Source organism: Stenotrophomonas rhizophila (genome assembly GCF_003651185.1).
GTDB classification, from domain to species: domain Bacteria; phylum Pseudomonadota; class Gammaproteobacteria; order Xanthomonadales; family Xanthomonadaceae; genus Stenotrophomonas; species Stenotrophomonas maltophilia_Z.
Genome location: NZ_RCDC01000004.1, coordinates 394,734 through 407,715, shown reverse-complemented (window position 1 = coordinate 407,715; position 12,982 = coordinate 394,734). Strand labels below are relative to the sequence as shown.

Below are 12,982 nucleotides of genomic sequence, written 5' to 3'. Positions count from 1 at the left end.
GCCCGAAGCTGGCCTCAGCCCACCGGCTCGTGGATCGGACACCCATTGAACCGCGAGCGGAACTGACGCGAGGCGGCCATCACCACGCGGCGCGCGCGATTCAAACCACCCAGTGGACGATGTTCGGCCAGCGCGTGCCACGGCGCGAACGCCAGTGCATCCTCGATGCCGGGCGAGGTGTCGGGCTGCCACGCCTGCTGCTGCGCCACGCTCAGGCGCGCCACCGGGAAAAACGGGCTGTCGGCCTCGGGCCAGGCGACCGATGCATCCTCGATCGGCATGCGCTCCACGTCCCGGCACAGCTGCACCCGCAGCTCCCACTCCACCGGATTGGGGAGGTCGGTAAAGAAGGCCACCACCGCCTCGCGCTGTGCATCTTCGTCCGAGCCGATCTTGTCACCGGTCAGTGCGAGCAGGGCAGGCGAGACAGGGGCCAATGAGAACTTGGCCATGTACGGGCCGTAGAGGAAGGGCACCTGGCTGAAGAAGGTCTCCCCCAGCGGGTGATGCTGCGGCTCGCCGCCCATGCCCTTCAACGTGGCGCTTTGCCCGCCGAGCGCTTCAAGCGCCGCCTCCGCACTGCGCAATGTCGCCGAGATCATGCGTTTGGTGCGGGGCATCCGCTCGGTGGTGGCGGCCAGCAGTTTGGCCGCGCGCAGGAAACCGGCCACGCCGGGTGTGTTGAAGGCCGGGCCGTTGACCATCAGGAAATCCTGCGTGTGCTGTTCTTCGGCACCCTCGGCACGTGGGCCTTCCACGCCGATGACCTTCAGCGCCATCGCGCGTGGAGTGGACACGGCATCGGGGAGCTGCTCGGCCGGCGGGGAGGAAAGGCGCACCCGTGCGTCGTAGCTTCCCGGCCGCGCGAACAGGCCGTGGCGCAGCTCCGCCGGCAATCCATCCAGCACGCGCAGCCGCCCCTTCAACAACCCCTGGCCCTTGGCATGGACCGCACGATGCGCATGGCCTTCCTGCTCGGCCACGGTCAACGCCATGCGCGCGAATACCTCGGTCAGCTCGCGGATGTGCGTGGCTTCGTCCGCGTCGGCGTATTCGAGCGAGGCGTGGTAGAGAACGGGTGGGCGCAGCGACATGCAAGGCTCCTTTGTGGTGGCGATCAGGCCGCAGCGGCCTTGGCATTGCCCCCGCCGGCCAAGGCCAGCAGGGTCAGCTTCTCGTCGGTGTCTTTCTCTTCCTTGAGCGTTTCCAGCAGCAGTGGCACCGCCGCCTTGTAGCCCAATTGCTTGGCCAATGCGGCGATGGTGCCGTACGAGGCGATTTCGTAATGCTCGACCTTCTGCGCACCGCCGATCAGTGCGGCATCACGCACCGGGCCTTCTTCGATGCTGTCGATGGCCTCCTTGCCTTCCTCGACAAGGCCTTCCATCGCAGCGCACTTGATCCGCTTGAGCCGGATGCCCAGCAGTTCGACGACCTGATCGATGCGCTCGATCTGCCCCTGCGTTTCGTCCAGGTGCAGGGTGAAGGCGGCGGCCAGGTCCGGGTTGGAGGCGGCGCGCGCCATCCTGGGCAGCGCTTTGGTCAGCTGCTTTTCTGCACTGTAGATATCCGACAGCTCGTGGATGAACAGGTCTTCTGCGGTCTTGATCGCCATGGAGGTACTGCCGGTGGGTTTGAGTGTCCGACGCTAGGCGCGTGGGTGTTAGTCCGGTGCGCTTTGTTGTGAAGGGGCTCTGCACGCGCTCAGGGCGCGTCTGGCCACGCTTTCAGCAAAGGCAGCGGATCGTAGGCGCCGTCGGCACCATAGATGCCCCAGTGTAGATGCGGCGGCGTGCCCTTGGCATTGCCGGTGTCACCGACGTAACCCAGCACGTCGCCCTGCGCGATGATGTCGCCACGCGCCAGGTCTTCGCGCCAGTCATCCAGATGGGCGTAGTAATAGCGCTCGCGCGCCGGCCCCATTACCCAGACCTGACGCCCGCCCAGGCCGCTCTCGCGGATATCGGCAACGATCCCCGGGGTGGCGCTGCGCACCTCGGTGCCCCGCTTGGCGAAGATATCCACGCCGGCATGCGTACGGTCGCGCCCGCGAGGTGCACCGAACGTATCGGCCACCTGGCGTGCGGCAACGCCGGCTACCGGCACAGGCAGGGCAGTGGGGGCGGGCATCTGCGAGAGGCGCCACAGCGCCCGGGGCGATTCGGCGATGGGGCTGTTCCACACCACCCCGGCCACCACGATGCAGACGACAAGCACGAACACCCGTACGAGCCAGCGTCGTACGCGTCGGGCGGGGGAGGTGGCGGACGGTGAGGCACTCACGATGTGGTCCCGCCCCTCTTCTTCGCCGCCGTGCGTCCCGACACATGCAGATGCGCCGGTACATGCCAGCGCCACGGAAACTCGATCGCCTTGCTGATGCCGATCCGCGGCCCGACCACCGGGGCCTGCGGTGGCGCCATCCCATCGGACACGATCCGGATGCCACGGTCATTGCGCACCAGATCCGCGCCGTCCAGGGCGTTGGTGATGCCCATCGCCTGCGACAGCCGGCCCGGGCCACTGGCCAGATCGCGCGCGCGCTTGATCGCCGGCCGCGCCTCCTGGATCAACGCCAGTCCCGCCACCGGCTCCAGCGCCCGCAGCAGCACGCCCCAGCCTTGGCCGATCTCGCCACACACCGCGTTCGAGCCCCAGTGCATGCCATAGCTGAAATATACGTACAGATGACCCGCTTCACCGAACATCGTGGCGGTGCGCGCGGTCATGCCGCGATACGAATGCGCCGCCGGGTCCTGGTCCCCTGCGTACGCTTCCACTTCCACGATGCGCCCCGCGCGACCGTCATCGCGCACCAGCAGCTTGTTCAGCAGCTCGGGCGCCACCTCGGCCGGGTGGCGCTGGTAGAAGCGCCGCGGTAGAACCTTCCACGTCTTCATGACCTTCCGCGCAATGGTTGCACCTTGTCAGCCTGGAACCAGCGCTTACTGTGACGCGGCGAGGGTCAATGCACGATCAAGGCGCCGGCATCGTCACGCCATGCTCGCCTGGCATTCGCGGCAGGTTGATTGGCGCAGGGCAATCCTCGAGGCCTGTCTCCGCCGCCATGCAGCACGTACCATGCCTGCCAGAAAGCGCCTGAAAATCGCGACCTTCAACGTCAACGGCGTGCTGACCCGGCTGCCGCATCTGCTCGCGTGGCTGGCGCGCGAACAACCGGATATCGTTGCCCTGCAGGAACTCAAGGCGACCCAGGAGGCCTTCCCGGAGGCCGCCATCCGCGATGCAGGCTACGGGTGCATCTGGCAGGGACAGCGCTCATGGAATGGCGTCGCGCTGCTGGCGCGCGGCCAGGACCCGATCGAGAGCCGGCGTGGCCTGCCTGGCGATCCGAAAGACGACCAGAGCCGCTATTTGGAAGCGGCTGCGCATGGTGTGATCGTGGGCGGCCTGTACCTGCCCAACGGCAATCCGCAGCCGGGGCCCAAGTTCGACTACAAGCTGACGTGGATGCAACGCCTGCATCGGCACGCGAACAGCCTGGTCGCGCTGCCGCACCCGGTCGCGTTGATTGGCGACTTCAACGTCGTGCCCACGGATGCGGATATCTACGACCCCAAATCGTGGCGCAAAGACGCGCTGCTGCAGCCCGAGGTGCGCGATGCGTATCAGGCGCTGCTCGGGCAGGGCTGGACCGACAGCCTGCGTGCGGTGCACGGTGACACGCAGATCTTCACGTTCTGGGATTACTTCCGCCAACACTTCGCCCGCGACCGAGGGCTGCGCATCGATCATCTGCTGCTCAATCCGGTGCTTGCGCCTCGCCTCAAGGACGCGGGCGTGGACCGCTGGGTGCGGGCGCTGGAAAAGCCCAGCGACCATGCACCGACCTGGATCGAAATCGTGGCGCCACCCAAGCCCCGATAGCCGCACCGGCCCGATATCGAAAACACGCTGGACACGCTACAGTCCTCCGGCAGGTCGTTTGCGAGGGTATTGCCATGCCATATCGGAAAAGGGACATCGCCCCAAGCGTCGGCGAAGGTAAACGCCTGCCGGCCGGCCCGGAAACGCCCGTGTTCTGCCGGGCGCGCGAGTATCCTGCCGGCACGATCATCGCGCTGCATCACCATCCGGACCGCCATCAACTGGTCTACGCCGAAACCGGCGTGCTGGTGGTTCAGGCCGGGGCAGGGCGCTGGGTAGTGCCCAGCACGCGCGCGATCTGGATCCCGGCCGGCATGGGCCACAAGGTCAGCTGCATCGGCGCGGTCGGCATGCGCAGCCTGTACATCCTGCCGCAGGCGATCGCCCACCCGCCGGCCAGCGCGTCCACCGTATCGGTGACGCCGTTGCTGGCGGCGTTGATCCATGCCGCGATGGAGGTGCAGCCAGCGTACCGGCCGGATTCGCGCGACGGGCGGCTGATGCAGTTGATTCTGGATGAGCTGCAGATGCTGCCGGTACTGCCGTTGCACCTGCCGCAGCCCGCCGATCCACGTTTGCAGGCGATCGGCCGGCAGCTGGAATCCATGCCCGACGATCCGTCCACCCTGCAGGACTGGGCCGGCCGCCTCGGCGTGGATGTCAAAACCATCCAGCGCCTGTGCGCACGCGAGCTGGGCATGACCTTCGGGCAATGGCGGCAACAGGCGCGCCTGCTGCGTGCACTGGAACAGTTGGCGCACGGCGAAAAGGTGATCGACGTGGCGCTCGCGCTGGGCTATGCCAGTCCGAGCGCCTTCACCGCGATGTTCAAAAAGCGCTTCGGCCAGCTGCCGAGTCAGTTCTTCCACTGAGGCAAACGCCTCAGTGCATCGTCGTCTTCGGCAGGAACGCCGTCGCCAGCCCGAGCAGTGGCAGGTACGAGGTGAAGTGGTAGACCCATACGATGCCATGCACGTCGGCCAGGTTGCCCAGCCCGGCTGCACCAATACCGCCGATGCCGAACATCAGGCCGAACATCAGGCCCGACACCATGCCCACGCGGCCCGGCACCGCTTCCTGCGCATACACCACCAGTGCGGCGAATGCCGAGGACATGATCAGCCCGACGGCCACTGCCAGCACGGCGGTGCCCATGAGGTTGGCGTAGGGCAGGGCGAGCGCGAACGGCGCCACGCCCAGGAAGGAAATCCAGATCACCGCCTTGCGACCGATCCGGTCACCGACCGGGCCGCCAATGAAGGTGCCCAGCGCGACCGAAGCCAGGAAGATGAAGAGGTACATCTGGCTCTGCTGCACGCTCAGGCCGAAGCGTTCGATCAGGTAGAAGGTGAAGTAGTTGGTAAACGAGGCGATGTACACGAACTTGGCGAACATCAGCACTGCGATCACCGCGATGGCCTGGATCACCTTGCCACGGCTCAGCCCGACGCCATGGCTCTTGGCCAGGCTCTTCATCTTGGCCTGACCATGCTGCACGGTCCAACCGGTGAGGCGGAACAGCACGGTGATGGCCAATGCGGCCGCCAGCATGAACCAGGCGATCGCACGCTGCCCATGCGGAATCACGATGACGGCGGCGAGCAGCGGCCCGATCGCCGAGCCGGTATTGCCACCGACCTGGAACGTGGATTGCGCGGTACCGAAGCGACCGCCCGAGGCCATCCGCGCTACGCGCGAGGCTTCCGGATGGAAGGTGGCCGACCCGATGCCAACGATGGCCGCGGCGATGAGCAGCATTTCGTAACTCGTGGCCATCGCCATCAGCGCGATGCCGACGAACGTGGCGATCATCCCCGAGGGCAGCAGATACGGCAGCGGCCGCTTGTCGGTGTACATGCCCACCCACGGCTGCAGCAGCGAGGCCGTGACCTGGTACACCAGGCCGATGATGCCGATCTGGCCAAAGGTGAGCGAGAACTCGCTCTTGAACATCGGGTACACCGCCGGCAGCACCGCCTGGATCATGTCATTGAGCAGGTGCGCGAACGCTGCGGCACCGACGATGCGGATCGCAAAGCCCTGGTTGGGGGCGGGGGTGAGGGGTTCGGTGGGGAGGACGGGCGGGGCAGCGGTTTCAGTGGTCATGGGGGCAGGATCAGGAGCGGATGGAGCCATGGGCATCGACGGGGCAAGCGTAAGCCGTGTATGGCACCGCGTCTCTCGCGATCTGGGCGGATATCGTCGCGTTAAGGACATGCCGGCGTCTGTGACATTACAACTAATTGCATATCTTCAAGAGGGCAGCGCTCCTAAAGTCGTCGGCTTCATAACGACCGGCTATCCCGACATGACCACTCGCACCCTCAGTCGCCTGAACCGTCTGCGCCCGCTTTCGCTCGCCATTGCCGCGACCTGCGCGTGCAGCGGGCCCGTCCTGGCCCAGAGCCTGGGGCCGGTCGTCGCCGATGGTCACCCGCTCGACGTCATCTCGGGCAGCTATGCGTCCGCCGATGACGGAGCCGCCGGGTATGTCTTCCATGCGCTCAATGGCGGCAGTATCGGCTCCGGCGGGCCCGTATCGCTTACCGCCAGCGGTGCCAATACGGCCGCCGCCCGCGCCGAAAGTGCTGGCACGCTCATCTTCGCTGCGGGCGACATCACCACCTCGGGGGCCAGTGCGGTTGGGCTTTCTGTCGCCACGGGCGGCCGCATCGAGCTGCAGGCCGATGCTGGCGGACAGGGCACCAGGGTCGCCACGAGTGGCCGGGGCAGCACGGCGGCGCAGGTCGATTCGGGCACGCTGGTGATGGGCAATGCGACGCTGGAAACCACCGGTAGCGGGTCGCACGGGCTGGTGGCCACCGGCACTGCGCAGGTGGAGATGGTGGGAGGCCGGATCCAGACCAGCGGTGACCGGTCCCACGCCGTGATGGCAGACAACGCGGTGGTGACGCTGCGCGATGCACGGATCCAGACCGGTGCCAGCTACTCTGACGGCCTGTATGCGCTCAATGGTGGACGCATCGAGGGCGACAACGTGCAGGTCAGCACCGCAGCCGATGGCAGCGCCGGGGCGCGGGTGGCGGGGGGCGCTACGCTGTCGCTGATCAATTCCGATCTCCACGTCGCCGGCGAATACGCCATGGGCGTTGAACTCAGCGGTGGCACCTTGCGCATCGAGAACAGTGCACTGCGCTCGGACCACGAGCGTGGCGATGGTGTTTACCTCAGGGCGAACAGCCGGGCCGACATCATCGGGACGACGATCACGGCCGGGGGCTACGGGATCAACATCAACGGCGACGGCAGCGATGTGCGGCTGAGCGATGTGGAGATCACCGCAAACCGGCGCAGCGGCATCTGGATGCCCAGAGCGTCTGCTTTGACCATGCTTCGCGGCAGCATCACCACCAGCGGCGATGGTGGGGTGGGCATCGACAATCGCCAAGGCGTTGCAACGCTGGATGGGTTGACGATGCACACCGGTGGCGCCTCGGCGCATGGTCTGTATGCGTCCTACGACACGGGTGGGCGGCAGCCGCTCTTCGAAGCCGATGGCGTCGACGTCACCACCACCGGCGCAGGCAGCATTGGTGCGGTCGCACGTCTTGGCGGCATCGTGCATCTGCGCGACAGCACCCTGCTGACCACTGGCGCCAAGGGCTACGGCGTGCTCAGCGGTGGCCCGGGGGAGCTGACGCTGCGCGACACGCACGTGCGCACCCAGGGCCTGGAGGCCTATGCAGGCGTGGTCAATGCCAACGGCCGGCTGGATATCGATGGCGGCTCGCTGATCAGTGAGCGCCATGCTGCATTGTGGGTGCGTACCGCGCGTGAGGTGGCAGCACGCAACGGCGCCCAGCTGATCGGCGGCAATGGGACGTTGATGGATGTGGATGCTGCTTTCTCGAGCCCGTTCGAGCTCCACCTGGACCAGGATGTCTACGCGCAGGGCGACATCGCAATCACCCCGGAGGACATTGCCGCCGGCGTACCGGTACTGGCCGACATCCGCGTACGCCTCAACGGCCGTTCGCACTGGGTGGGCGCCACTACCGCGGTCAACCAGGTGGCGCTGTCCGACAACAGCCGCTGGACCCTCACGGGGGACGCCAGCGTCGGCCAGCTGAACCTGCAGGACAGCACCCTGGCCCTGTCGGCAGCGGGCAGCACGAGCTTCAACCGGCTCACCGTGTCCGGCGACGTCGAGGCGAACAATGCGCTGCTGATCTTCAACGGCGCGCTGGGCGATGACACCTCGCTGATCGACTTCCTGCACGTGCGCGGCGACACCCGCGGCAGCGCGGGCATCCAGGTCAACAATGTGCACGGCCTGGGCGCGCAGACGAGCAACGGCATCCAGCTGATCCAGGTCGATGGCCGGTCCGATGCGGCTTACACCTTGAACGGGCGGGCCGTGGCAGGCAGCTATGACTATTTCCTGCACAAGGGCGGCGTCACCACGCCCGGCGATGGGGGTTGGTACCTGCGCTCTGCGCTGACCCCGACCCCGCCGGACCCGTGCGATCTCGACCCGACTGGCCCCGGCTGCGTCACCGTACCGCCGCCGGACCCGTGCGATCTCGACCCCACTGGCCCAGGCTGTGTCATCGTGCCGCCGCCGGAACCGTGCGATCTCGACCCCACTGGCCCAGGCTGCGTCATCGTACCGACGCCGGAACCGTGTGAGGCCGACCCGACCGGCCCCGGCTGCGTCATCGTACCGCCGCCGGAACCGTGTGAGGCCGACCCCGCCGGCCCTGGCTGCGGCATCGTACCGCCGCCGGAACCGTGTGAGGCCGACCCCACTGGCCCCGGCTGCGGCATCGTACCGCCGGATCCCTGCGAAGCCGCGGAAGGCGACACCGCCTGCGATCGCCCGCCGCCGCCGCAGATCGTGCGGCCCGAAGCGGGGGCCTATCTGGCCAACCAGGCGGCCGCCGTGTCCCTGTTCCAGCATCGGCTGCAGGACCGTAATGGTGCTGACGGCATGGGCGAGGTGCGCGGTGCCGGTTGGCTGCGTGTCAGCAGCAGCCAGACCCGGCAGGACGTCGCCGGGCAGCTGGCACTGACAGGCCGTGCAACGGTGCTGATGGGCGGCCTGGATGTGTTGCATTGGGGCGGGGCCAGCCAGGGCAGCGCCGGTGTGCTGCTGGCGGCCGGGCAGGCCTCGACCGACGTGCGTTCGCGGCTGAGCGGTTATGCGGCGACGGGCACGGTAAAGGGCGGTGCGCTGGGCATCTATGCGACGTGGCTGCAGCGTCCGGGCGAAGGAACGGGCGCGTATGCCGATGGCTGGGTCCAGCATGGCCGCTACCGCAACACCGTGCAGGGCATCGGTCTGGCGAAGGAGCGTCAGGACGCGCAGACGCAGGCCGCCTCGGTTGAGACCGGCTACGCGTGGGCCATGCGGATGCGCAGCGGGACCCAACTGATGGTGCAGCCGCAGCTGCAGCTCACCTACACCGACTATCGTGCCGACCGGATCACCGAACACAACGGCACCCAGGTCGCCGTCGGTGCCGCGGGGGGGCTTTCCTCTCGATTGGGCGTGCGCCTGAGTGGTGACGTGCGCACCGAGGAGCGCCGCGTGCAGCCGTTCGTTGCTGCGCACTGGCTTCACGAGGGTGGCGGAAACCGGATCTGGATGGACGATGCGCTGATCGAGGGTGCGGTGCCGAAGAACCGTTACGAAGTGCGCGGCGGTGCGATGCTGCAGTTGGGGACGCGCTGGTCGGCGTGGGGCGACCTCGGCCTGCAGCGTGGCGATGCTGGGTATCGCAGTGTGAGTGCGCAGCTGGGCCTCAACGCACGCTGGTAAGCAGCGGCAGTACGCAAAGCACCAGCAGGTGAGCAGCGTCTGGATCGGCAGGGCTGCCCTGTGGATGCGCATGCAGCGCGGTTGAGGAGCGCATGCATAATCCATCTCACGGCCGGGCCGAAGCCCCGTGCACGGGAGGACCGGATGGTGTTGATCAGATTGCTCACCTTTGCGCTGCTGTTCGTCAGCGCCAGCGTCTGGGCCGCCACACCGGCGGCCCCTGTTTCGGCCCAACAGATCTTCAATCGTTGGCTCGCGGCCTACAACGTCGGCGATCCCGACACACTGCGGACCGTGCTGTCGACCTACGGCATCGACCACACCGCGCAGCGGTATCTGGATATCCGCGAGACCTTCGGCCCGTTCGAGGTGCTGACCAGAACCGTGGAGACACCCGATACCGTCGCGGCCATCGTGCGCGGCACAACCAGCGATCGCGGGGTGCTGATCACCGTGGCCATCGATCCTGCCAACAGACCGCGGCTCAAGACCTTGCAGCTGGAAGGCGTGGAGATACCCGTCGCCTTCCGGCCCGCGCGGCTTGAGATGCCCGCGCTCATCGCGCAGAGCCCTGCCCGTCTGGATGCGCTGGCAGCACAGGACAAGCTCTCCGGCACCTTTCTGCTGGCGCAGGACGGCAAGGTGCTGATGGCGTGGCAGGGCGGGCTGGCCGACCGGGAGCAGGGTATTCCGGTGGATAGCACCACGACATTCAGGCTCGCCTCGTTGAACAAGATGTTCACCGCGGTGGCGATCCTGCAGTTGGCCGAGGCGGGCAAGCTGACACTGGACGATAGGATTGCCCAGCATCTGAAGCATTACCCCAATCCGGCCGTCGCCACCGGTGTCACGATCCGGCAGCTGCTCAACCACACCAGCGGCCTTGGAGAGATCTTCGACGAGGCATTCGAGGCGCGGAAGACATCGCTCAAAACGCTGGCCGACTATTGGCCCGTCTATGGCGCTGCGGCCCCGGCCTTCAAACCCGGCACCCAGGACCAGTATTCCAACTACGGCTACATCCTGCTTGGCTCGATCATCGAGGCGGCATCGGGACAGTCTTACGATGCCTACGTCGAACAGCACATCTTTGCGCCGGCGGGCATGACTTCCACGGGAGCGGCGCCCGAGGCGACCCTGGTGCCAGGCCGCGCGGTGCCCTACACGCTGAGCGAGGGCCATTGGGTGCGCGAGACCAAGAGCCTGCCGTTGCGCGGTACATCGGCGGGCGGCGGTTACAGCACCGCCCAGGATCTGCTCCGGTTCGCCGAGGCGTTGCGCAGTGGCCGGCTGATCCCGGCCGCGGCATTGGACGCGGCCACCTCACCGCAGAATACCAAGGGCTGGTACGGCTACGGCTTCATGGTGAGCGGTGAGGGAGAGCAGCGCCAGTATGGCCACGAGGGTGGGGCGCCCGGTGCGAATGCCGCGCTCATCGTGCTGCCCAGCAACGGCTACGTGGTGATCGGGCTGAGCAATGTCGATCCCGATGCGATGGAGAACGTGGTCAACTTCGTCGGCAACCGTCTGCCGCTGCCGCAGCGCGGCCTCAGCGCCAGCCCAGCAGCGCCGGCAACGACGAGGCCAGCAACGCGATCCCGGACACGGTGAGCAGGCTGAGCACGATCTGCCGGAACCGCAGGTCGCTGATGCCGATGTACAGGCGGGTGCCGAGCAGGGTCGGGATCAACATGGCTGGCGCCACGATGGCAAACATCGGCAGCATTTCGCGGGTGACGATGCCGGTGCCGACATAGGTGCCCATGGTCACCAGCAGCATGGACAGGTTGAAGTTCTGGACCACGGAGCGCTGCACGTCACGCTCATAACCGCGCAGCGTGCACCACAGCGTCGGCAGGGTGCCGGTGAATCCTCCAAGACCGCCCATGATGCCGCCGGCAAATCCCACCACACCATCGGCCGCGCGCCCGCCCGCCGAGATACGCGGCAGCTGACGTGACAGCAGCATCGCCGGGCACCACAGCACCAGCAAGGTGCCCAGGATCGCCTTGAGCCAGTGCATGTCGAGCAGGGGCAGCAGGTAGACGCCCAGCGGAATCCCGGCCAGCCCGCCCAGCACGAAAGGCAGCAGGGTCTTCAGATTGAAGCCGCGGCGCACGGTGAACGCCGCCAGCAGTTGGCCGGTCAGGGCACCGAACACCGAGAGGGTGGCCGCCAGCCTGGGAGCCAGCACCCACGCCCAGAAGGAGAGCGCCACCAGCCCGAACGCGAAGCCCGACAGCCCCTGCACAAAGCCCGCCACGATGGCGCCCAACGCCACCACCAGGTAGATCGAATCCACGACGACTCCTTACTGCGCGTCCGCGAAGGCATCCGTCGCGCGCACCAGGGCATCGGCGGTCGCCGGTTCCGTTGCGCTGTGACCGGACACCACCATCTGCAGCGAGGCCTCGGGCCAGGCACAGGCCAGGTCCCACGCACTGCGGGCCGGGCAGATGATGTCGTAGCGGCCCTGCACGATCACGCCCGGCAGATGCCGGATGCGGTCGATATCGCGAAGCAGCTGCGCATGATCGAGGAAGGCATGGTTGCGGAAGTAATGCGCTTCGATGCGCGCCTTGGCCAGGGTGTGCAGCGGATCGTCACCGGACACCGCGTCGACGTCGTGTTCCAGCGTGGCAGCGTGATCTTCCCACCCCAGCCAGGCCTGCGCGGCGGCGATGCGGGTCGCTTGGTCCGGACTGTCCAGGCGACGCCAGTATGCGGCGATCATGTCGCCGCGTTCGTCTTCAGGGATATGCGCCTCGTAGGCCGCCCAGCGCTCCGGGAACACCCAGCGCGCACCGCCATCGGCTTCGGCAAACCAGCGATTCTCTTCGGCACGGCCCAGATAGACCCCTCGAAGAATGAGGCCGGTGGCACGTTCCGGATGGGCCTGGGCGTAGGCGAGTGCCAGCGTGGAGCCCCAGGAGCCGCCGAACACCAGCCAGCGCTCGATGCCCAGCCGCGCGCGGATGATCTCCACGTCGGCGACCAGGTGCTGGGTGGTGTTGTCCCGCAGCTCACCGAACGGCGTGGAGCGGCCGCTGCCGCGCTGATCGATCAGGACAATGCGATACCGTGACGGGTCAAAGAAGCGCCGGTGGGTGGGCGATACGCCGGCACCCGGCCCGCCATGCAGGAACACCACCGGGATGCCGTCCGCAGCGCCGCACTCCTCGACGAACAAGGTGTGCAGGTCATCGACCGCCACCTGATGGGTGCGGAAGGGTGTGATCGCGGGATAAAGCGTGCGCATGGTGGGCGTCCTACGGAAAACTGACGCCCCATGATACCGCCCGGGTTCGTCGA

10 protein-coding genes and 1 pseudogene are annotated in these 12,982 nt (G+C 67.1%); 4 read left to right on the top strand and 7 right to left on the bottom strand.

Annotated features, from left to right (window positions below; genetic code table 11):
* Positions 1 to 14: 14 nt before the first annotated feature.
* The 4 genes from BCL79_RS01740 to BCL79_RS01725 form a co-directional block, all read right to left on the bottom strand.
* Complete coding sequence (locus tag BCL79_RS01740; protein ID WP_121036886.1) at positions 15 to 1,094, bottom strand: catalase family protein; 1,080 nt, start codon at positions 1,092 to 1,094, stop codon at positions 15 to 17.
* Positions 1,095 to 1,117: 23 nt separating this feature from the next.
* Positions 1,118 to 1,615 (bottom strand): ferritin-like domain-containing protein, encoded by a 498-nt coding sequence (locus BCL79_RS01735; protein ID WP_121036885.1) that lies wholly within the window; start codon positions 1,613 to 1,615, stop codon positions 1,118 to 1,120.
* Positions 1,616 to 1,704: 89 nt separating this feature from the next.
* A complete protein-coding gene (locus BCL79_RS01730; protein ID WP_121036884.1) occupies positions 1,705 to 2,283 on the bottom strand; it encodes a M23 family metallopeptidase in 579 nt (192 codons plus the stop codon).
* Entirely contained in the window at positions 2,280 to 2,900 is a 621-nt protein-coding gene (locus BCL79_RS01725) for a DNA-3-methyladenine glycosylase (protein WP_121036883.1), read from the bottom strand. Before BCL79_RS01725 ends, BCL79_RS01730 begins: the two co-directional genes overlap by 4 nt.
* Before the next feature lie 181 nt (positions 2,901 to 3,081).
* Between BCL79_RS01725 and xth the strand changes: the two are divergent.
* Positions 3,082 to 3,882, top strand: a pseudogene (gene xth, locus BCL79_RS01720) (exodeoxyribonuclease III); the annotation flags it as partial.
* Between the two features lie 80 nt (positions 3,883 to 3,962).
* Positions 3,963 to 4,760 (top strand): AraC family transcriptional regulator, encoded by a 798-nt coding sequence (locus BCL79_RS01715; RefSeq protein ID WP_121036881.1) that lies wholly within the window; start codon positions 3,963 to 3,965, stop codon positions 4,758 to 4,760.
* Between the two features lie 10 nt (positions 4,761 to 4,770).
* Here the strand turns inward: BCL79_RS01715 and BCL79_RS01710 are convergent, their stop codons facing one another.
* Positions 4,771 to 5,994, bottom strand: a complete 1,224-nt coding sequence (locus BCL79_RS01710) for an MFS transporter (protein WP_121036880.1) — start codon at positions 5,992 to 5,994, stop codon at positions 4,771 to 4,773.
* 202 nt (positions 5,995 to 6,196) lie between these two features.
* Between BCL79_RS01710 and BCL79_RS01705 the strand changes: the two genes are divergently transcribed.
* Positions 6,197 to 9,670, top strand: coding sequence for an autotransporter outer membrane beta-barrel domain-containing protein (locus BCL79_RS01705; RefSeq protein ID WP_183073628.1), 3,474 nt, complete (start codon positions 6,197 to 6,199; stop codon positions 9,668 to 9,670).
* A gap of 144 nt (positions 9,671 to 9,814) precedes the next feature.
* Positions 9,815 to 11,281 carry a serine hydrolase domain-containing protein gene (locus tag BCL79_RS01700; protein ID WP_121036878.1) on the top strand — a complete coding sequence of 489 codons (1,467 nt, stop codon included), beginning with the start codon at positions 9,815 to 9,817 and terminating at the stop codon, positions 11,279 to 11,281.
* Here BCL79_RS01700 and BCL79_RS01695 read toward each other — a convergent pair.
* Positions 11,220 to 11,972, bottom strand: coding sequence for a sulfite exporter TauE/SafE family protein (locus BCL79_RS01695; RefSeq protein ID WP_121036877.1), 753 nt, complete (start codon positions 11,970 to 11,972; stop codon positions 11,220 to 11,222). The genes BCL79_RS01700 and BCL79_RS01695 overlap by 62 nt on opposite strands.
* Positions 11,973 to 11,981: 9 nt before the next feature.
* The gene (pip, locus tag BCL79_RS01690; RefSeq protein WP_121036876.1) at positions 11,982 to 12,929 is read right to left on the bottom strand and encodes a prolyl aminopeptidase; all 948 of its coding nucleotides are present in this window, start codon (positions 12,927 to 12,929) and stop codon (positions 11,982 to 11,984) included.
* Between the last annotated feature and the right edge of the window lie 53 nt (positions 12,930 to 12,982).